Below are 20,057 nucleotides of genomic sequence, written 5' to 3' on the forward strand. Positions count from 1 at the left end.
CTTGTCTTGGTCGACTGCCAGTTCTACCGGGGCTCCGCTCCTCACGTCCGGCGAAACCGCAGTTCACAACCCCTGGACAACCCCACCCAGCCCGCAAACTTCACGGCCTTGCGGCTAGCCCGATCCGTGCCCGCACCTCGCGGGGCCGGCGGGCGACATCGAGACCGGCGACCGTGGCGCGCCCGGCGTCCAGCCGGAGCAGGGTCGACAGGATACGGACGGCCGTCGTCTTGCCGGCGCCGTTCGGGCCGAGCAGGCCGTGCACGGTGCCGGTGCGCACGGTCAGGTCGAAGCCGTCCAGGGCGCGCCGGCCGTCATAGCGCTTCTCCAGGGCACGGGCGTGTACCGCGTGTTCGTCGTTCATGGTCCCCCTTCCGAAAACCGGGTACACCGTACTCGATAGCGGGTACACCGTACTCGGTTTTTTGGGCGCACCTAGACTGCTGCCCATGACGAGCAGTGCGGGCGACACCCGCAGCAGCGGGGGCGGTGACATCGCCCGGACCCTGGACCTGCTGTGGAACACGGACCGGCGGCCGAGCCGGGGACCGAAACCGGGCCTGACGCTGGAGCGGATCGTCGAAGCGGCCGTCGAGGTCGCGGACCGGGACGGACTCGACGCCCTGTCGATGCGCCGCATCGCCACCGAACTGGGCACCGGCACGATGACCCTGTACCGCTACGTCCCCGGCAAGGCGGAACTGCTCGACCTGATGCTGGACCGCGTGCAGCGCCCCGAGGACGACACCGCGCCCGGCCCCGAGCGCGACCCCTCCGCCGCCCACGACTCCCCCGCGTCGCCGGGCGACGGCGGCTGGCGGGCGGCTCTGGAGGAACGCGCCCGCGCCACCCTCGCCCAGTACCACCGCCACCCGTGGCTGCTGGGCGTCAACCAGTCCCGCCCGGTCCTCGGCCCTCACGCGCTGGACGGCCTGGAGCGGGTGCTCGCCCGGATCAAGCCCATGGGGCTGTCCGACCCCGAACTGCTGTCGGTGATCATCATGATCGACGGCTACGTCGTCGGCGCCGCCCGCACGGACCTGTTCTGGCAGGAGACGGAACGCACCTCAGGACTGACCGAGTCCCAGTTCTGGGAGGCCCAGCGGCCGACCCTGGAGAAGGTCATGAGCACGGGGCGCTACCCGGTGATGGCCACCCTCTCCGAGGACACCTTCGGCCCGGACTTCGACCACTTCGGCTTCGGGTTGCAGCGCATCCTCGACGGCCTGGAGATCCACGTCACCCGCCGGGCGGGAACGGCCTGACCGGACGGCACCCCGGACCACCGCCCGGCCGCCCCGCGCCCGCCGTCAGCCCCGGCGGCGCCGTCCCCGTGCGAACAGCAGCGCGCAGATCACGGCCACGGCCGCACCGCCGATCATGACGCCGTCGTCGAGCCCGTCGCCCCCCGCGCCGCCGTCGTCCCCGGCCCGCGCCCCGTCGCCGTCGCCGGAGGCGCCCTCCGCGCCCTTCGCCCCGGGCGCCTCGCGCGCCTCGACCGGGCTCTCGGTGCCCTCCGTGCCGTACAGCAGCCGGGTGCCGTCCGCCGAGAAGGTGACGGACTCCCCCTGGCCCTGGAGGGGCACGCTCAGCCGGCCCTTGCGCTGCGGCTTCCCGTCGTTCCAGGCGTAGTGGATGCCGCCCAGGTACCCGCGCACGGCGAGGTGTTCGCCGTCCGGGGAGAGCGCGGCGTCGGTGGCCCACAGGTCGATCGGGACGGTCCGCCGGAAGACGTTGGTGCCCGACGCGGACAGCTCGGCGGGCCCCTCGTACAGGTGCCCGCCCTCCTCGTTCTTGTCGATGAGGTAGACGCGCCCCGTCGTCGGGTGCACGACCATCGACTCGGCGTCCCGCGCGCCGTCGGAGTACGTCACCACGTACTGCGTGGCCCGCAGGGTCTGGTCCTTGAGCTCCTTCGGCTCGGGCAGCTCGTAGATCCACACGTGGGGCCAGGACCCGCCGAGGTTGTCGCCGATGTCCCCGACGAAGATCCGGTTGCCGGGGCCGATGGAGATGGCCTCCACGTCGCGGGGCGCGCCGATGCCGGAGAGCGTGATCCGGGCGACGGTCTCCCCGCTCGCGCTGTCGACGGCGTACAGGTAGGGGCCGTCGTCGCTGTCGTTGTGCGTCCAGTAGATGCCGGGGTGCTGCCGGGAGGCGGCGAGACCGCTGGACTCGGTGATCCGCGGGTCCTTCAGCGTGAACCCGCCGTCGCCGTCGCCCCGCGCCCGCGGGCCCTCCCCCGCGGCTGCGGCGGCGGGCGCGGCGAGCGCGCCCACGAGAAGGGCGGCGGCGAGCAGGGCGAGGGGTCTGCGCATGCCCCAAGCCTGCCATCCGGCACCGCAGTTCAGCGCCGGTCGGGATCACCCGGTCGCGTGGCCGGTCTCACACCCCGCGGGCGGGGACGATCAACGATGATGAGCGGATGCTCAGGTTCATGCCCGTCGGCGACTCGATGACGATCGGGAGCGCGGGTGAGCACACGTGGCGCTACCGGCTGTGGCAGCACCTGTGCGCCACGTACGGCGGGCCGTTCACCCTCGTGGGCCCGCGCGAGACGCTCTACGACAAGGCCGCCGAGGCCCCCACTTCGTACGCCTACGCCGACCCGGACTTCCCGCGCGGCCACCTCGCCGGCTGGGGCGAGGGCTGGCACCACCTGACGCCGCTGATCGGCGACGCCGTCCGCACCGCCCGCGCCGACGTCCTGCTGGTCTCCCTCGGCCTGATCGACCTCGGCTTCTACACCAACGCCGAGCAGACCGCGGACAACGTCCGCGCCTTCGTCGCCGGCGCCCGCGCGGCCCGGCCGTCGGTGCGCATGGTGATCATGCCGGTGCCGCACAACATCCGCGCCGACCAGGACGCCCCCTTCGCGGCCCAGGTCGCCCGCTTCAACGACCTGCTCGCGAAGGCGGTCATAGACCTCGGCACCGACACCTCCCCCCTCCTGCTCGCCGACCCGGCCGCCACCTACGACTTCCACACCGACACCTACGACGGCACCCACCCCAACGAGTCGGGCGAGCACCGCATGGCGGCGGCCTTCGCCGACGCGATGTGGCGCGACTGGGACCTGGGCGGCCCCTACGAGCAGGCGTAGCCGCCCGGCGGAACGGCCCGGGCAGGACGGCACCGTACGCGACCGCCGGAATCCCCCTGTACGTCATCGCCGACCCCTACCTGGGGCGCTGCTTCGTCTACACCGACCCCAAGAACGGTGACTACGTCACCCGGACCAGGGTGGACTTCGGCGACGACATCGACCTGACCGGCACCGTGGCCGATCTGACGCTGCCGACCGCCGGCTTCCCCCGTGACTGATCCCCTTGCGTGGAGCGCACTCCAGGACGTTGGCTGGGGCGTCATGGAGTACACGCAGCTCGGACGCACGGGACTCAAGGTCAGCCGCCTCGTCCTCGGGACGATGAACTTCGGTCCGCAGACCGACGAGGCCGACAGCCACGCCATCATGGACGCGGCGCTGGACGCCGGCCTGAACTTCTTCGACACGGCCAACGTCTACGGGTGGGGCGAGAACAAGGGCCGCACCGAGTCGATCATCGGCAACTGGTTCGCCAAGGGCGGCGACCGGCGCGACAAGGTCGTCCTCGCCACCAAGGTCTACGGCAACATGGCCGCCGACGGCGACGCCTGGCCGAACCACGACAAGCTGTCCGCGGTCAACATCCGGCGGGCCGTGGACGCCAGCCTGAAGCGGCTGCAGACCGACTACATCGACCTGTACCAGTTCCACCACATCGACCGCAGCACCCCCTTCGAGGAGATCTGGCAGGCGATCGACGTCCTCATCCAGCAGGGCAAGATCCTCTACGTCGGCTCCTCCAACTTCCCCGGCTACAAGATCGCCCAGGCGAACGAGATCGCGGCCCGGCGCGGCGGCACCATCGGCCTGGTCAGTGAGCAGTGCCTGTACAACCTCGCCGAGCGGCGCGCCGAGATGGAGGTCGTCCCTGCGGCACAGGAGTACGGCCTCGGTGTCATCCCCTGGTCGCCGCTGCACGGCGGTCTGCTGGGCGGGGTGCTCAAGAAGCAGGCGGAGGGCGGTCGCCGGGCCTCGGGCCGGGCCGCGGACTTCCTCGCCGACCCCGCCTCGCGGGCGCAGATCCAGGCGTACGAGGACCTCCTCGACAAGCACGGCATCGCACCCGGCGAGGCCGCCCTGGCCTGGCTGCTCACCCGGCCCGGCGTGACCGGACCGATCGTCGGCCCGCGCACCGCGGAGCAGCTGGAGTCGGCGCTGAGGGCGGTCGAGCTGGAGCTGAGCGAGGAGCTGCTGGCCTCGCTGGACGAGATCTTCCCGGGCCCGGGGCCCTCACCGGAGGCGTTCGCCTGGTGACACCCGTACGTCGGGGCGCGGGCGGCGGCGCTACTTGCCCAGGGCCGCCGCCAGTGCCACGACGACGAACATCAGCATCAGCGCACCGGCCATGATCCGGTTACGGGTCTTCGGGTCCACGCCTTCGAGACTAACCGGCCCCTCCCAGGGCGTGACGGGCGACCGCCTCGTAGCGGGGCTGCTCGCCCGGGACGCCCGACACCGGCAGGCTGCTGCGGACCAGGGCCAGCTCGGTCACGGTCCAGGCGGGGCCGCGGAAGCCGTCGAGGACGTCTAGGTGGGGCCGGACGTCGAGGTCGGTGCGGCTGCGGGCCAGGGTCAGGTGGGGGCGGTAGCGGCGGTGCTCGCCCATCGGGACGCCCGCCTTGCGGGCGGCGGCCTCGGACCGGTCGGCCAGCAGCCGCAGGGTGCGCAGGTCGCCGTCCACGCCGGCCCACAGCGCCCGGCCCCGGCCGAAGTGGCCGCCGCCGCCGAGCGCCAGCTCGAAGGGTTCGGTACGGGAGGCGGCCCGTTCCAGACGGGCGTCCAGGTCCGGGACGAGGACGTCGTCGACCTCGCCGTAGAAGGCGAGGGTGAGGTGCCAGCCGGGCCGCCCGGTCCACCGCAGGGCGTCCGCCCCGGGCAGCGCCCGCAGCCGGTCCACCTCGGCGGCCAGCTCGCGGGTGACGTCCTCGGGGGGCAGCACGGCGGCGAAGAGTCGCATGGGTCCAGTTTCGCGGGTGGGCCGGGGGCCCGGCGGCTTCATGGGTCTCTGGTCGGATCACGCGGGGCTCGCGGGTCCCGGCACCGCGCCTCGCCGCGTTGTCGTCGGTGGTCAGGGCTCCGAAGGACCCTCGGGCCGCGCCGGGCCTTCTCCTGTTCGCCCGGCCGGGCTTCGGGGAAGGGCGCGGCGCGCCCGGGGCCGGACCCGCATGCACCCTCCCGGTAGCCCTCCGGCAGGGATCAGGCCGCCACCAGCGTCTTCTCCCGCTCGCGCGGCACGAACCGCACCCGCGGGTGTCCGCCGTGCCAGCCGACGGTGAGGCGCAGGTTGCCGAGCCGGGCCAGGATCAGGCCGATGACGGCCGCGGCGGCCACGGCGATCGCACCGCCCACGGCGAGGCCGATCCGGGCGCCGTAGGTGTCGGTCATCCAGCCGACGATGGGCGCTCCCACGGGGGCGCCGCCGAGGAAGACCATCATGTACAGGGCCATGACGCGGCCCCGGACGGCCGGGTCGGTGGACATCTGGATGCTGGTGTTCGTGGTGACGTTGACCGTCATCGCGAACAGGCCGATGGGGATCATGAGCAGCGCGAACATCCACAGCGCCGGTGCCCAGGCGGCGACGATCTCGACGGTGCCGAAGGCGAGCGCGGCCAGGATGAGCAGCCGCAGCCGTGCGGTGCCGCGCCGGGCGGCGAGCAGGGCGCCGGCCAGGGAGCCGACGGCCATCAGGATGTTGAAGAGGCTGTAGGCGCCCGCGCCGCCCTGGAAGACGTCGTCGGCGAAGGCCGAGAGGTAGACGGGGAAGTTGAAGGCGAAGGTGCCGATGAAGCCGACCAGGACGATGGGCCACACCAGTTCCGGCCGCCCGGCGACGTAGCGCAGGCCCTCGCGGAGCTGGCCCTTGCCGCGCTTGGAGGGCGTGGCGGCGTGCAGCTCGCGGGAGCGCATCATCAGCAGTCCGGCGATGGGCGCGATGAAGGACAGGCCGTTGAGGAGGAACGCCCAGCCGGTGCCGACGCCGGTGATCAGCACGCCCGCGACGGCGGGGCCGACCAGCCGGGCGGACTGGAAGTTCGCGGAGTTCAGGCTGACGGCGTTCTGGAGCTGGCGCGGGCCGACGAGCTCGGCGACGAAGGACTGCCGGGCCGGGTTATCGACGACGGTGGCCAGGCCGAGCGCGAAGGCGGCGACGTAGATGTGCCAGACCTGGACGCTGTCGGTGAGCGTGAGGACGGCGAGCATCAGGGAGGTGAGCGCCATCGCGGTCTGGGTGACGAGCAGCGTGGGGCGCTTGCGCAGCCGGTCGACGAGGACGCCCCCGTAGAGGCCGAACAGGAGCATCGGCAGGAACTGCAGGGCGGTGGTGATGCCGACGGCGGCGGCGGAGCCGGTGAGGGTGAGCACCAGCCAGTCCTGGGCGATGCGCTGCATCCAGGTGCCGATGTTGGAGACGACCTGGCCGATGAAAAAAAGGCGGTAGTTCCTGACCTTCAGCGAGGAGAACATGGACGCCTTGCGGGGGGCGCCGTCGGGGGCGGTCGGGGTGTCGCGGGTGTCTGGTGCGGGGGCGGAAGGTGCTCCGGATCCCGTACTCAAAAGGTTCGCCTCCTTGTTGCTACAGCGGGCGCTACAGCGCTTTCTGCGTGGACGTCGCCGGGGCGGCGCTCCGGTCGGTGGGCCGCCGGGGCGGGCCTACAGGTGTGCCAGCTTCTCCAGCACGGGGGCGGCGGCGCGCAGCTTCGCCCACTCGTCCTCGTCGAGTCCCTCCACCAGCGTGGCCAGGAACGCGTTCCGCCGGCGGCGGCTCTCCTCGAGCATGGTCTCTGCCTGCTCGGTCTGCCGCACGACCTTCTGGCGCCGGTCGTCGGGATGCGGGTCCAGCCGGACCAGGCCCTTGCCTTCGAGCAGGGCGACGATGCGGGTCATCGAGGGTGGCTGGACGTGCTCCTTGCGGGCGAGTTCGCCCGGGGTGGCCTGGCCGCAGCGGGCCAGGGTGCCGAGCACCGACATCTCCGTGGGGCTGAGCGACTCGTCGACGCGCTGGTGCCTGAGCCGACGGGACAGTCGCATCACGGCGGTGCGGAGGGAGTTCACGGCGGCGGCGTCGTCGCCATGGCTGAGATCCGGCATGGTGCTTAGCTTAACTCATTACCTTCACTAAGGACTACCGGTGAGGCACGGTCCCGGGCGTGACTCCTGCCACTACCGCCCCGGATCACCCGTTCGAGTGATCAATCGGCGAAAACGGGTGCACGGGGACGAGATGTGCGGCAACGCTCATGCCCATGGGGACCGACGTGCTCAGCCTGCGGATCGATCAGGAGCTGCTCGACCGGCTCCGGGACCACGCCGCCAAACGCGGCATGACCGTCCAGGACTACGTCCTGCGGACACTCCGGCGCGACGACTTCGACCAGCGGTTCCGGACCTCGGTGGAGGAGACGGAACGGTTCTACGGGGTGCCGTGACCCCGTAGAACCGTCGCGTGCCGGGCGCGCGGGCGCGTCAGCCCGGGCGGGCCGGCGCCTCAGCCCGGGCGGGCACGCAGCCCGGGCGGGCCGATCAAGTGAGGCCCGGCGGGCGGGCGGATCAGGTGAGGCCCAGCGCCGGCATCAGGTAGTAGAAGGCGAAGACCGCCGACACCGCGTACATCGCCACCGGCACCTCACGGCCCCGCCCGGCCGCCAGGCGCAGCACGGAGAAGGTGAGGAAGCCCATGCCGATGCCGTTGGTGATCGAGTACGTGAACGGCATCATCACCATGGTCACGAAGGCCGGGACGGCGATGGTGTAGTCCGCCCAGTCGATCTCCTTGATCGAACCGGCCAGGATCAGGAAGCCGACCGCGAGCAGCGCCGGGGTCGCCGCCTGGCTCGGGACCATGGTGGCCACCGGGGTGAGGAACAGCGCGACGGCGAACAGCGAGCCGGTGACGACGTTGGCGAAGCCGGTGCGGGCGCCCTCGCCGACGCCGGCCGTGGACTCCACGAAGGCGGTGGTGGCCGACGAGGAGCTGGCACCGCCCGCGGCGACCGCGACGCCGTCGATGAACAGGACCTTGTTGATGCCGGGCATGTGGCCGTCGCCGTCGGTCAGCTTGGCCTCGTCGGAGACGCCCATGATCGTGCCCATCGCGTCGAAGAAGCACGACAGCAGCACGGTGAAGACGAACAGCACACCGGTCAGCACGCCGACCTTGGCGAACCCGCCGAACAGGCTGACCTCGCCGATCAGGCCGAAGTCGGGGGTGGCGACCGGGTTGCCGGGCCAGGTCGGCTCGGTCAGGCCCCAGGAGGGGACGTCGGCCACGGCGTTGATGATCAGCGCCAGGACCGTCATCGCGACGATGGACAGGAGGATCGCGCCGGGCACCCGGCGGACGATCAGCGCCAGCGTGAGCAGCGCGCCGAGGACGAAGACCAGGACCGGCCAGCCGTTCAGGTGACCGCCGACGCCGAGCTGGAGCGGGACGGTGGTCTGGGCGGCGTCCGGGATCCGGGTGATGAAGCCGGAGTCGACCAGGCCGATCAGCATGATGAACAGGCCGATACCGATGGCGATGGCCTTGCGCAGGCCGTACGGGACGGCGTTCATCACCCGTTCGCGCAGCCCGGTGGCGACCAGCAGCATGACCACGAAGCCGGCCAGCACGACCATGCCCATGGCGTCCGGCCAGGACATGCGGGGTGCGAGCTGGAGCGCGACCACCGAGTTCACACCGAGCCCGGCCGCGAGCGCGATCGGGACGTTGCCGATGACACCCATCAGCAGGGTGGTGAACGCGGCGGTCAGCGCGGTCGCGGTGACCAGCTGACCGTTGTCGAGCTGGTGGCCGTACATGTCCTTCGCGCTGCCGAGGATGATCGGGTTCAGCACGATGATGTAGGCCATCGCGAAGAAGGTGGCGAAACCGCCCCGGATCTCACGGGCGAGGGTGCTGCCCCGCTCGGAGATCTTGAAGTAGCGGTCGAGGGCGCCGTACGCCGGGCCGCCCTCCGGGCGTTCCGGGGTGGGCGCCTTGGCGGGAGCCGACGTGGACATGCGAGACCTCATCACCGGCGGGATCGCAAGGCGTCCCTTTGGCGTTTCCTACGACAAGCAGTGGCCAGAAACAAACCGTTTCAGTATGAACATATAACGGCCGCTCCGCTATCTCCGCGCGTAGACGCCCGGTGACCTCCGTGCACGGGTGTGCGGCCGACCACACGGCCGGGGACCCGCCGGAACAGGACCGAGGGGCCGGAACGGGACCGAGAGGCCGGGACGGGACCGAGGCCGGGGCACCCCGCAGACGCGACCGGCCGCCCCGCCGCACCCCCTCGTAGACTGCCCGTATGCAGAAGTGGACCCCCAAGCACGAGGCACCGGAGCCCCTGGAGGGCCCCGTGGTCGCCACCATCGTCGGCGGCACGATCGTCTGGTTCGTCCTCTTCCTGGTGCAGCTGCCCTTCTACGGCTGGTTCGACGAGCACGGCCACACCTGGTGGCTGTGGACCTGCCTGGCCGGCGGCGGGCTCGGCTTCATCGGCATCTGGTACGTCCGCAAGCGCGACGCCGCCCTGAAGCGGGCGCGGGCCGCGGGGACGACGGACACGGCGGGTGCGACGGGCACCACGGACGCCGCAGGCTCGACGAACGCCGCCGGTTCGACGGATGCGACGGAACGGGCCGAGACCGCGTAATAGGGCTCGGGGCCCCCGAGACACCGACGGGCGGGCGCCACAGGGCGCCACAGCGGGCCGCGCAGGCCGCACCGACCCGCACGGGCCGGAGATTCCCCAGGCAGGTGAGCCCGGAAGGCTCCCGCGGAGCCCGGAGGCCGCCCCCGTACTCCCCCGGAGGGTTGCCGCTTTCCCCCGGGTCCTTCCCGGGGAGGAACATGCCGGGGTCAGGTGGGTGAGCGTCGCCCTCCGCACGTAACGTCGGAGGCATGACGCATCTCGACGCGGGCGCCCAGGTCGAAGCCGAGCAGCCCGGCACGGTCACGTCACCGGTGACCGGACTGACCGCCGCGGAAGTGGCCGAACGCGTGGCGCGCGGGCAGGTCAACGACGTCCCCGTACGCAGCAGTCGGTCGATGGCCGAGATCGTGCGCGCGAACGTCTTCACCCGGTTCAACGCCATCATCGGCGTCCTCTGGGTGATCATGCTGATCGTCGCGCCGATCCAGGACAGCCTGTTCGGCTTCGTCATCCTCGCCAACACCGGGATCGGCATCATCCAGGAGTGGCGGGCGAAGAAGACCCTGGACTCGCTGGCGCTGATCGGCGAGGTGCGGCCGACGGTCCGCAGGGACGGGGCGGCGGCCGAGGTCAGCACCTCCCAGATCGTGCTGGACGACCTGATCGAGATCGGGCCCGGCGACAAGGTGGTGGTGGACGGCACGTGCGTGGAGGCGGACGGGCTGGAGATCGACGAGTCGCTGCTCACCGGTGAGGCCGACCCGGTGGTGAAGCAGCCGGGCGACCCGGTGCTGTCCGGCAGCTTCGTGGTCGCGGGCGGCGGCGCCTTCCAGGCGACCAGGGTGGGCCGCGAGGCGTACGCGGCGCAGCTCGCCGAGGAGGCGTCCCGCTTCACGCTGGTCCACTCCGAGCTGCGCTCGGGCATCTCGACGATCCTCAAGTACGTGACGTGGATGATGGTCCCGACCGCGATCGGTCTGATCATCAGCCAGCTGGTCGTCAAGCACAACGAGCTGCGCAACTCCATCGCCCGCACCGTCGGCGGCATCGTCCCGATGGTCCCGGAGGGGCTGGTGCTGCTCACCTCGGTCGCCTTCGCGATCGGGGTGATCCGGCTGGGCCGCAAGCAGTGCCTGGTGCAGGAGCTGCCGGCCATCGAGGGCCTGGCCCGGGTCGACACGGTCTGCCTGGACAAGACGGGCACGCTCACCGAGGGCGGCATGGACGTGACCGAGCTGCGGGTGCTCGGCGACGGGGACGAGGCGTACCTGCGCCGGGTGCTCGGGGAGCTGGGCTCGGCGGACCCGCGCCCCAACGCCTCCCTCCAGGCGATCATCGACGCCTACCCGGACACCACCGAGTGGCGGCTGACCGACACGCTGCCCTTCTCCTCCGCCCGCAAGTACAGCGGCGCGACCTTCGTGGAGGAGCCGGGCGGGGAGCCGGTGACCTGGCTGCTGGGGGCGCCCGACGTGCTGCTCGCGCCGCACGATCCGGCGCTGGACGAGACCGTCCGGCTGAACGAGCAGGGGCTGCGCGTGCTGCTGCTGGCCCGGGCCCGGGACGGGGTGGACGTGGACGCGCCGGAGGCCGCCGAGGGCGTGCGGCCGGTCGCGCTGGTGGTGCTGGAGCAGCGGCTGCGGCCGGACGCGGCCGACACCCTGCGCTACTTCGCCGAGCAGGACGTGCGCGCCAAGGTCATCTCCGGGGACAACGCGGTGTCGGTCGGCGCGGTCGCCTCGAAGCTGGGGCTGACGGGGTCGGCGGTGGACGCCCGCCGGCTGCCGTCCGACCCGGACGGGATGGCGGGGGCGCTGGACGAGGGCACGGTGTTCGGCCGCGTCACCCCGCAGCAGAAGCGGGAGATGGTGGGCGCGCTGCAGTCGCACGGGCACACGGTCGCGATGACGGGCGACGGCGTGAACGACGTGCTGGCGCTGAAGGACGCCGACATCGGGGTGGCGATGGGCTCCGGCTCGGAGGCCACCCGGGCGGTCGCGCAGATCGTGCTGCTGAACAACAGTTTCGCCACCCTGCCGTCGGTGGTCGCCGAGGGGCGGCGGGTGATCGGCAACATCACCCGGGTCGCGACGCTGTTCCTGGTGAAGACGGTGTACTCGGTGCTGCTGGCGATCCTGGTGGTGTGCTGGCAGGTCGAGTACCCGTTCCTGCCGCGCCATCTGACGCTGCTGTCCACGCTGACCATCGGCGTCCCGGCGTTCTTCCTGGCGCTCGCCCCGAACAAGGAGCGGGCCAGGCCGCACTTCGTGCGCCGGGTGATGCGGTACGCGATCCCGGGCGGGGCGCTGGCCGCGCTGGCCACGTTCACGACGTACCTGCTCGCGCGGCACCACTACAGCGGGGCGGACGCGCTGGGCGCGGAGACGAGCGCGGCGACCCTGACGCTGTTCCTGATCTCGATGTGGGTCCTGGCGATCATCGCCCGCCCCTACACCTGGTGGCGGGTCGGGCTGGTCGCGGCCATGGGGGCCGGGTTCCTGCTGGTGCTGGTCGTGCCGTGGCTGCAGGAGTTCTTCGCGCTGAGGCTGGTCGGGATGACGATGCCGTGGGCGGCGGTCGGGATCGCGGCGGTGGCGGCGGCGGCGCTGGAGTTCCTGTGGCGGTGGGTGGACCGCCGGTTCCCCGTGTAGGGCCGGGCCCCGACGCGCGGTTCCCCGCGCCCCTGGCGGGGACGCGGGGAACCGGGTGGTGCGGGGAACCGGGTGGTGCCAGAACCTGTCGGTGGCCGGGAACCGGGTGGTGGCCGGCCTGCCGCAGGTCGTGCGGTCTACTTCACGTCGACGAAGTCACCGGCGGCCTTGACGGCCGGGGTGGTGCTGGTGCCCGCGAAGTTGTAGCGGAAGTAGCCGTCGACGGACGCCTTGACGGTGGTCTTCAGCTGACCGGTGGTGCTGGTCTTGATGGTCTTGACGGTGGTGTAGGTGCTGGAGTTCTTCTTGCGGAACTGCAGCTGCACCGACTGGGTGCTGTAGCCGTGGTACTTGTGCGTCTCCCAGTTGGCCCGCGACAGCTTGCCGGTGACGGTGATGGTCTTGCCCTTCTTCACCGGCTCCGGGGCGGCGTTGACGGTCAGGCGGGAGTACCGCTGGATCTTGGTGGAGCCCATCGCGCCCTGGTCGGCGAACTCCTCGGTGGCGTAGTTCAGCGCCAGTCCGCCGGCCTTCCAGGTGCCGGCGTCGGAGTTGATCAGCTCGTCGTACGCGGGGTAGATGTCGATCTTCCCCTTGCAGGTGGCGGTGGTCGCCGAGGTGGAGGTGCAGGTGGCCGGGTTGTCCCCGAGCAGCAGGTTGACCGGCTGCTCGAAGGAGCCCTTGTAGATGTACGGGCCGGTCGCGAACTCGTCCGAGTGGATGTCCACGTCGGCGCCGTGCGTGATCTTGTAGGTGACGGTGGTGGAGACCTTGTTCGTCGTCCCGACCTTGACCGCGGCGGCGATCTTGAGGCCGGAGAAGGAGACGTCGAGGTCGCCGACGGCGGCAGCGGCGGCGAACGTGGACCGCTGGGCCGGGGCGTTGCGGTCCGCCTCGATGGCGGCGACGGCCGCCTCCCGGAACGAGGGCGCGTCGACGGCCTGGGCGGACGGGACGGCGAGGGCGGACAGGGCCAGGGCGCCGGAGACGGCGGCCACGGTGGCGCGAATACGCATGCGTTCCCCTGGTGGAGGAAGGGGGCCCCGGCTCTGGTCGTTTCGTACGGCTCGTCGTCGGCGCGGGGCCCCGAATGATCGTGGAGTCTGTTGACTCGGAAGATCAGATGCGCGGGTGGGGGCAATGGTTGCACGAAAAGTGAAAGTTTTGTGACCGTCTTTGTTCACGGTCCGCTGCCGGTCCACGCCGGGTCCGCTGCCGGCGCCGTTCCGGCCCCTTTTTTCGGCCCCTTTTCGGCCCCTTTCCAGCCCCGTTCCGGTCAGTCGAACCAGCGGTCGCGCGCCAACTCCTCCGTCCGTGAGGGGTCTTCCAGCAGCGCGGCGACCTCGAACCGGCGCGGCCACTGGCCGGCCGCCCAGGCGAGCCCGGCGGCGACCCCCTCCAGGGTGGCCGCGTGCAGGACGCCGTCCGGGGTGAGCCGCCAGTCCAGCTCCACGCCGTCGACGAGGAGTTCCTCGTGCTCGACGTAGGTGGCCGGGGTGCGCGGGCCGAGCAGGACCCGCACGGGCTCCGGCACGTCGTGCTCGGTGCCCTCGGAGCCGACCCGCCCGGTGGCCGTCTCGCTGAGCCGCCGCACCTGGAACAGCTCCGCCAGGTCGGCCGCGCGTGCCGGGCGGACCGGCAGCAGCGGCAGGCCCCCGGTGAACGGCAGCAGGTCCGGCGAGTCGACGACCACCGCGTCGGCGGCGTCCACCACCCGCACCCGCCCGTCGACGACCGCCCGCAGTTCGTCCGGGAGGGTCACGTCCTCCGGGTCGAGGCCGGCCAGCGCCCCGTACAGGGCGTGCAGCTGGGCGGGGCCGACCTCGCGGTCCGGGTCGGCGAGGCGGTCGAGAAGTTCGGCGGCGCCGCCGGGCTCGTCGAGCAGCGCGGCGACCGAGGTGCGCACGCCGAGCGCCCGCAGGACCTGCTCGTCCTCGAATCCGGTGGCGTCGGCCTCGTCGTAGAGTCCGCGCAGCAGCGGGTCGCCGCCGGCGGCGCGCAGACCGGCGGGGCGGCGGCCGTCGAGGACCGGGTGGCCGCGCAGCCACCACGCGGTGTAGGGGCGGACGGTCTCGTGGGTGCCGTCGGGCATCAGGATCCGCACCGGCTGGGTGAGCGCGTCGCGCAGCGGGGGGCGGGCGAGCAGGGCGAGGGCGCGGGGCCACTGGTCGTCGTCGACGAGGTCGAGATCGCGCACGGCGACGATCTCGGTGGCGACCGGCGGCACCGGGGTGTCGGGGAAGCGGTCGAGGACGTCCTCGCACCACACGTCCACGGCGTCCAGCAGCCCGGGGTCGTCGGGCTCGCTGAAGTCGCTGTCGCGGGGCTCCAGTTCGTCGGGGTCGAGGACGACGTCGGTGGCGCGGACGAGGGCGAAGCCGACGAGCACGCCGCAGGCGGCCAGCGGCGCCTCGCCCCACTTCTCGGCCAGCTCGGTGTCCACGGCGGCGAGTTCGCCCTCGCGCATGACGGAGGCGAACGGGCCGCCGGGGAAGACGAGTTCGCAGGCGGGCGCCAGTTCGCCGTCCTCGTCGGGGAGGGCGAGGGCGCCGAGCCAGGGCTCGTCGCCGGGTTCCAGTCCGGCGTCCCGGACCAGGCCGAGCACGGTGTCGGCGAGTTCCTCGGCGTCCGGGGCGTCGTCCTCCCAGCCGAGGCCGCCGCCGTCGTCGTCGAGGGAGGCGGCGACGGCGGCCCGCACCTGCGGGGTGGTGAGGACGGCGCGCGGGGTCGCGGGCAGCGCCCCCAGCTTCTCCAGGAGGGGGTGGGCGGCGTCCGGGTGGGCGACCTTGAGGCCGAGCCGGGTCAGCACCCCGGGTTCGATGCGGGTGGCGTCACCGCCGGGCAGCAGGACCTGGCGGGGGCCGATGGCCGTGCGGGCCGCGCCGGGGCCGTACCCGTCGGAGGGGTCACCGGCGAGCGGCACGGGCAGCCCGGTCAGCCGGTCGGGGTCGACGCCCGCGAGGCTCTCGTACAGCCGCCGCCACCAGCCGGGCTCCTTCTCCAGCCCGGCCAGCCGGTCGACGGCGTCACCGAGCGGGATCCGGGCGACGCCGAGGGTGCGCAGCTCGACGCGGCGTTCGAGGCCGGCCGGCAGCAGGGTCGGCAGGACCTCGGCCAGCACCCGCACGGTGTCGGCGCCCGCGCCCTCCACGACCTCCGCGTCCCGGGGCCGCAGCGACTCGGGCAGCCCGGAGTCGTCGTCCCGGTCGCCCCGGTCGTCGCGGGCCTCGGCGGCCGGCGGCAGGAAGGAGGTGCGCGGCAGCCGTTCCAGGATCGCCGCGCGCAGGGCGCCCTCCAGTTCGCCCTTGCCGAGCGGCCCGGGCACCAGGTCGAGGATCCCGGCGGTCACCGGCCGCCAGCCGGCCAGCAGCTCGGTGTAGGCGTCGGCGGCGCGCTGCACCAGGAAGTCGGTGAGCGGGCCGGGAGCGGTGTGCCGGCGGGTGGAGTCGAGCGGGAAGGAGGCGATGAGCAGCGCGGGGACGCCGAGGGGTTCCTCGCTGGGCGTCGGGGCGTGCACGACGGGACTGGTGCGGGGGCGGGCCGGGGTGCCGTCGGTGTCCACGGGCACGGCCCAGGTGACGGACCAGTGGGGCCGCAGCCGTTCCTCGACGGGCCGGTCGGCGAGCAGCTCGGCGGTGAGGGGCCCGTGCGCGGCGGCGGTGCGCCAGCGGGTGGTGCCCTCGCGGGAGTCCTCCACCACGGTGAGCTCGCCCTCGGTCCGGCGCCGCAACGTCCTCGGCTCGCTGTCGCCGTCCTCGACGACGATCTCCTCCAGGCCGGGCAGGGCGAGCAGCAGGGCGTCGTCGACGGCGTGCAGCAGCCGCTCGGCGAGGTCGGCGGCGGCCGTGTCCCGCAACGGGAGGATGACGGCCGTGTCGTAGGGGGCGGGGGCGGTGCCCTCGGCGGCGAAGGGCAGCCGCAGCAGCGGCACGTGCCCGTCCCGGCGGCGGATCTCGTCGCCCAGGGCGGCACTGCCCCCGGCGGCCTCGTGGGCGAGCCCGCGGGCCTCGGCGAGGGACCAGCGCACCCCGCCGTGGCGGCTGACCACGGCGGGTTCGTCGGTGACCGCGAGCACGGCCGCGAACCCGACGCCGAACCGGCCCACCGAGGCGTCCGGGGTGTCCCGCTTGGCGGAGGCGCGCAGCGTGGACAGCGACTCCACGCCCGCCGCGTCCAGGGCGGCGCCGGTGTTGGCGGCGACGAGGACCCCGTCCCGCAGGGTGAGCCGGAGCCGTCCCGGCACGCCCGCGCGGGCGGCGGCGTCGGCGGCGTTCTGGGCGAGCTCGACGACGAGCCGGTCGCGGTAGCCGCCGAGGACCAGGTCCTCCTCGGCGTTGGCGTCCTCCCGGAACCGGGCGGGACTGGCGGCCCACGCGTCCAGGACACCCCGCCGCAACTGCACCGTGCCGAACGGGTCGGCCCCCTCGGCGGCGGGCCGCACGAACTTGCTCACGTTGACTCTCCTCATCGGGTGACGACGAAGGTACCGCGAGCCGGGTGCCCGGTGTTCCCGCCGACGCCCCTGGTCCGTGGGGTGCGGGGCCGCGTCGGCCGCCGCGTGACGGGGCCCGGCCTCTTCCGCCGGGCCCCGTCGGGCGGGAGAATCGGCGAGTCCGGTGATCACGAGGCGGGGGGACCCGTGGGCGACGAGTCGAGCTTCCTGGCGGCGTACGACGCGGTGCTGCGGCAGTGGCCCGTCCCGGTCCGGGACGTGGACGTCCCCACGCCCTACGGCAGCACCCGGGTGCACGTCTGCGGCCCCGAGGACGGCTCCCCCGTGGTGCTGCTGCCCGGGGGCGGCACCACGTCCGTGGTCTGGTACGCCACCGTGGGCGCCCTGGCCGCCGCGCACCGGGTGTACGCCGTCGACCTGATGGGCGACTTCGGCCGCAGCGTTCACGACGGGGCGCCGCTGCGGGGCGCCGGGGACCTGGTGGCCTGGCTGGACGCGGTCCTCGACGGGCTGGGCCTGGACCGGGTGCACCTGTGCGGTCACTCCTACGGGGCATGGATCGCCCTGCGCCACGCCCTGCACGCACCCCGCCGGCTGGCCGGCCTCGTGCTGCTCGACCCCGCCCAGTGCTTCGTCCGGATGAGCAACCGCTACCTCCTGCGCGCGGTGCTCACCCAGCTGAGACCGGCGGCCGAGCGGCCCCGCGCCTTCCACCGCTGGGAGACCGGCAGCGACCCCGGGGACCAGGTGTGGCGGGAGTTCCTGGACAGCACCGCCACGGCGAAGCGGTCCAGGGTCGTGCCCATGCCGCCCCCCGACCGGCACGCCCTGCGGGCGTGCACCGTCCCCACCCTCGTGGTGGCCGCCGAGCGGAGCCGGGCGCACGACGCGTCCCGCATGGCGGCCGCCGCGCGCCGCCTGCTGCCCCGCGCGCAGGTCGTGACCCTGCGGGGCGCCTCCCACCATTCGATCCCCACGGAACAGCCCGACGCGCTCAACCGGCTGCTGGTCGACTTCCTCGGATCCGGAGACCCAGGCCACATTCCCGGGACGCCCTGATCCGGCTCCCGGTGACAAGCGGCACAGGGCGGATGTCCGGTACTACCAGGAATAGTCGTGAAGCGGCCCATTCCAAATCGGACATTTAGTGCGTCGCTCTGATCGATCAGCTTGAAATGGGGGGTTTCGCCCCACGAGACCCCCCTCGTCAAGAGATATGGGGCACACGCCCGATCTACGGCCTATCGTCGTAGGTCACACCTTTGCGGCTTTTGGCCGGGGGCGGTTACCAAGGAACGGCCACCACGGCGCGGTCCTGTGCACCGGGTGGTTCTCCTCTGTCCCCACCCCGTGAGGTTTTCGATGTCCCAGCGCGTCACGTCCCGTTCCTTCCGTCCGGCCCGCACCCGTACCCGCGCCGCCGTCCTGGTCGCCGGCTTCGGTGCCTCGGTCGCCCTGGGAGCCGGAGTCGCGACCGCCGCCGACACCACCACGTCCGGCGTCGCCCACGCGGTCCAGGCCCAGGCCGCCGCCCAGGCCAAGGCCGCCCAGGCGAAGAAGGCCGCCGAGGCCCAGAAGGCGGCCCACGCCGCCAAGGCGGCGAAGGCCGCGAAGGCCGCCGCGAAGAAGAAGGCCGCGTCCTGGGTCGACCCGGTGAAGAAGTACAAGCTGTCGGCCAGCTTCGCCGCGAACGGCGGCATGTGGGCCTCCAAGCACAGCGGCCAGGACTACGCCATCCCCTCCGGCACCCCGGTCGTCGCCACCCACGGCGGCACCGTCGTCAAGGCCGGCCCCAACGGCGCCGGCGACGGCCCCGCCTACGGCAACGCCATCGTCATCAAGCACGGCAGCAAGACCTACTCCCAGTACGCCCACCTGTCGACGGTGAACGTCAAGGTCGGCCAGGTCGTCAAGACCGGCCAGAAGATCGCCCTGTCCGGCAACACCGGCAACTCCAGCGGACCCCACCTGCACTTCGAGATCCGCACCACCCCGAACTACGGCTCCGCCGTCGACCCGGTCAAGTTCCTCCGCGCCAAGGGCGTGAAGTTCTGACCGACCACGGCACCACCTGACCGCGCCCACGCGACCCCGAGGATTCCCCCTCGGGGTCGCGGTGCGCGTTCACCCCTCCGACACGTACGGCACGAACGCCGCCCACACGCCCGGGGCGAAGGCGATGCTGGGGCCTTCGGTGTCCTTGGAGTCGCGGACGTGGACGGTGCGGGGGGTGAGGGCCAGCTCGACGCAGGAGTTGCCGTCATTTCCGCCGCTGTAACTGCTCTTGAACCACGCCAGTTCGCGGATCATGTCTCTCCCCACCGCCGTGTGCGCTCAGCCCTCGGACGCGTACGGCACGAACCGCGCCCAGGCATCCGGCGCGAAGGCGAGTCGAGGGCCGGCGGCGTCCTTGGAGTCCCGGACGTGGACGGTGCGGGGGGTGAGCGCCAGCTCGACGCACGACTCGCCGTTATTGCCACTGCTGTAACTGCTCTTGAACCATGCCAGCCCGGAGGCATCCCCGGCAGTGGACTTGCGGATCATGTTTCTCCCAGCAGTTGCTCGGTGAAGGCCAGCGACTCCCGTGGCGAGAGCGCCTGAGCCCGGATCGTCCCATACTGCAGTTCAAGGATGCGTAGTTGTTTGGGGTCAGAGGTAGGCCGCCCGTTGAACTCACCATCGGCCCGGCCAACCGCCGTCCCGTCCGCGAACTTCAGCAACTCGATCGTGCCGTCCGTCCCGGAGTGCGTCTCGCAGCTCATCGGCATCACCTGAAACACAACGTTGTGCAACCGGCCCACCTCCAGCAGGCGTTCGAGCTGCTGACGCCACACCATTGTGCCTCCGATAGGCCGACGCATAACCCCTTCCTCCAGGACGAAGCTGAGCGCCGGGGCTGGATCACGATCGAAGACGGTTCGCCGGGCGACTCGTGCAGCCACCATGCGCTCCACGTCGTCCGGCGAGTAGGGCGGCTGAGCCGCGCCGATCACCGCTCGCGCGTGCTCCGGCGTCTGCAACAACCCATTGATGCTGTTGGACTGATACACAGCGATCTCGACCGCACTCGCCTCAAGCTTCCCCAGCGCCCGCACCTTCTTCGGATACCGGACCTTCTTCACGTCCTCCCAGGCCGCCGCGATGAGTCCGCCCGCGTTCAGGACCTCGTCCGCCTTGTCCAGGAACTCCTGCCGGGGGATCCG

The 20,057-nt window shown here is 72.4% G+C and carries 19 protein-coding genes and 1 pseudogene; 9 read left to right on the top strand and 11 right to left on the bottom strand.

Annotation, left to right across the window (positions count from 1 at the left end; genetic code table 11):
- Positions 1-106: 106 nt before the first annotated feature.
- Positions 107-364: pseudogene (locus AC02VZ_RS25635) on the bottom strand (ATP-binding cassette domain-containing protein); the annotation flags it as partial.
- An 85-nt stretch (positions 365-449) separates the two neighbouring features.
- Here AC02VZ_RS25635 and AC02VZ_RS25640 point away from each other — a divergent pair.
- On the top strand, positions 450-1,265 hold the full coding sequence (locus AC02VZ_RS25640) for a TetR/AcrR family transcriptional regulator (RefSeq protein ID WP_476476514.1): 816 nt from the start codon (positions 450-452) through the stop codon (positions 1,263-1,265).
- 45 nt (positions 1,266-1,310) lie between these two features.
- On the opposite strand, the gene AC02VZ_RS25645 is transcribed toward AC02VZ_RS25640, so the two are convergent.
- Positions 1,311-2,318, bottom strand: coding sequence for a WD40 repeat domain-containing protein (locus AC02VZ_RS25645; RefSeq protein WP_476476515.1), 1,008 nt, complete (start codon positions 2,316-2,318; stop codon positions 1,311-1,313).
- 107 nt (positions 2,319-2,425) lie between these two features.
- Between AC02VZ_RS25645 and AC02VZ_RS25650 the strand changes: the two genes are divergently transcribed.
- From AC02VZ_RS25650 to AC02VZ_RS25660, 3 genes are read left to right on the top strand one after another with little or no spacing between them, the layout of a single operon-like run.
- Positions 2,426-3,103 (top strand): GDSL-type esterase/lipase family protein, encoded by a 678-nt coding sequence (locus AC02VZ_RS25650; protein WP_164333415.1) that lies wholly within the window; start codon positions 2,426-2,428, stop codon positions 3,101-3,103.
- Positions 3,061-3,324 (top strand): Uma2 family endonuclease, encoded by a 264-nt coding sequence (locus tag AC02VZ_RS25655; protein ID WP_476476516.1) that lies wholly within the window; start codon positions 3,061-3,063, stop codon positions 3,322-3,324. The genes AC02VZ_RS25650 and AC02VZ_RS25655 overlap by 43 nt, the downstream gene beginning before the upstream one ends.
- Positions 3,325-3,367: 43 nt before the next feature.
- Entirely contained in the window at positions 3,368-4,360 is a 993-nt protein-coding gene (locus AC02VZ_RS25660; protein ID WP_164333413.1) for an aldo/keto reductase, read from the top strand.
- A gap of 130 nt (positions 4,361-4,490) precedes the next feature.
- Here AC02VZ_RS25660 and thpR read toward each other — a convergent pair whose 3' ends face one another.
- The 3 genes from thpR to AC02VZ_RS25675 form a co-directional block, all read right to left on the bottom strand.
- A complete protein-coding gene (gene thpR, locus AC02VZ_RS25665; protein WP_476476517.1) occupies positions 4,491-5,063 on the bottom strand; it encodes an RNA 2',3'-cyclic phosphodiesterase in 573 nt (190 codons plus the stop codon).
- Positions 5,064-5,302: 239 nt separating this feature from the next.
- Positions 5,303-6,664 carry an MFS transporter gene (locus AC02VZ_RS25670; protein WP_476476518.1) on the bottom strand — a complete coding sequence of 454 codons (1,362 nt, stop codon included), beginning with the start codon at positions 6,662-6,664 and terminating at the stop codon, positions 5,303-5,305.
- A gap of 96 nt (positions 6,665-6,760) precedes the next feature.
- Positions 6,761-7,198, bottom strand: a complete 438-nt coding sequence (locus tag AC02VZ_RS25675) for a MarR family winged helix-turn-helix transcriptional regulator (RefSeq protein ID WP_476476519.1) — start codon at positions 7,196-7,198, stop codon at positions 6,761-6,763.
- Between the two features lie 149 nt (positions 7,199-7,347).
- On the opposite strand from AC02VZ_RS25675, the gene AC02VZ_RS25680 reads away from it, so the two are divergent.
- Positions 7,348-7,536: a ribbon-helix-helix protein, CopG family gene (locus AC02VZ_RS25680; protein WP_432058831.1), complete on the top strand. Its 189-nt coding sequence runs from the start codon at positions 7,348-7,350 to the stop codon at positions 7,534-7,536.
- Between the two features lie 121 nt (positions 7,537-7,657).
- Here AC02VZ_RS25680 and AC02VZ_RS25685 read toward each other — a convergent pair whose 3' ends face one another.
- Positions 7,658-9,109 (bottom strand): NCS2 family permease, encoded by a 1,452-nt coding sequence (locus tag AC02VZ_RS25685; RefSeq protein ID WP_432058830.1) that lies wholly within the window; start codon positions 9,107-9,109, stop codon positions 7,658-7,660.
- 293 nt (positions 9,110-9,402) lie between these two features.
- On the opposite strand from AC02VZ_RS25685, the gene AC02VZ_RS25690 reads away from it, so the two are divergent.
- The gene (locus AC02VZ_RS25690) at positions 9,403-9,750 is read left to right on the top strand and encodes a DUF2530 domain-containing protein (protein ID WP_476476520.1); all 348 of its coding nucleotides are present in this window, start codon (positions 9,403-9,405) and stop codon (positions 9,748-9,750) included.
- A gap of 248 nt (positions 9,751-9,998) precedes the next feature.
- Complete coding sequence (locus AC02VZ_RS25695; protein WP_476476521.1) at positions 9,999-12,401, top strand: HAD-IC family P-type ATPase; 2,403 nt, start codon at positions 9,999-10,001, stop codon at positions 12,399-12,401.
- A 137-nt stretch (positions 12,402-12,538) separates the two neighbouring features.
- Here the strand turns inward: AC02VZ_RS25695 and AC02VZ_RS25700 are convergent, their stop codons facing one another.
- Both AC02VZ_RS25700 and AC02VZ_RS25705 read right to left on the bottom strand, forming a co-directional pair.
- On the bottom strand, positions 12,539-13,417 hold the full coding sequence (locus AC02VZ_RS25700; protein ID WP_432058827.1) for a hypothetical protein: 879 nt from the start codon (positions 13,415-13,417) through the stop codon (positions 12,539-12,541).
- A gap of 260 nt (positions 13,418-13,677) precedes the next feature.
- Positions 13,678-16,854, bottom strand: coding sequence for a sacsin N-terminal ATP-binding-like domain-containing protein (locus AC02VZ_RS25705; protein WP_476476522.1), 3,177 nt, complete (start codon positions 16,852-16,854; stop codon positions 13,678-13,680).
- Positions 16,855-17,040: 186 nt separating this feature from the next.
- Here AC02VZ_RS25705 and AC02VZ_RS25710 point away from each other — a divergent pair, with 186 nt between their 5' ends.
- Positions 17,041-17,913: an alpha/beta fold hydrolase gene (locus AC02VZ_RS25710; protein WP_476476523.1), complete on the top strand. Its 873-nt coding sequence runs from the start codon at positions 17,041-17,043 to the stop codon at positions 17,911-17,913.
- Between the two features lie 303 nt (positions 17,914-18,216).
- Entirely contained in the window at positions 18,217-18,909 is a 693-nt protein-coding gene (locus AC02VZ_RS25715) for a M23 family metallopeptidase (RefSeq protein WP_476476524.1), read from the top strand.
- A gap of 69 nt (positions 18,910-18,978) precedes the next feature.
- On the opposite strand, the gene AC02VZ_RS25720 is transcribed toward AC02VZ_RS25715, so the two are convergent.
- The 3 genes from AC02VZ_RS25720 to AC02VZ_RS25730 form a co-directional block, all read right to left on the bottom strand.
- Complete coding sequence (locus AC02VZ_RS25720) at positions 18,979-19,164, bottom strand: DUF397 domain-containing protein (protein WP_432058941.1); 186 nt, start codon at positions 19,162-19,164, stop codon at positions 18,979-18,981.
- Positions 19,165-19,188: 24 nt separating this feature from the next.
- Positions 19,189-19,398, bottom strand: coding sequence for a DUF397 domain-containing protein (locus tag AC02VZ_RS25725; protein WP_432058940.1), 210 nt, complete (start codon positions 19,396-19,398; stop codon positions 19,189-19,191).
- A partial coding sequence (locus AC02VZ_RS25730) for a DUF5753 domain-containing protein (protein ID WP_476476525.1) occupies positions 19,395-20,057 on the bottom strand: 663 nt, incomplete at its 5' end. The genes AC02VZ_RS25725 and AC02VZ_RS25730, both read right to left, overlap by 4 nt.

Source organism: Streptomyces sp. 3-6 (assembly GCF_056323165.1).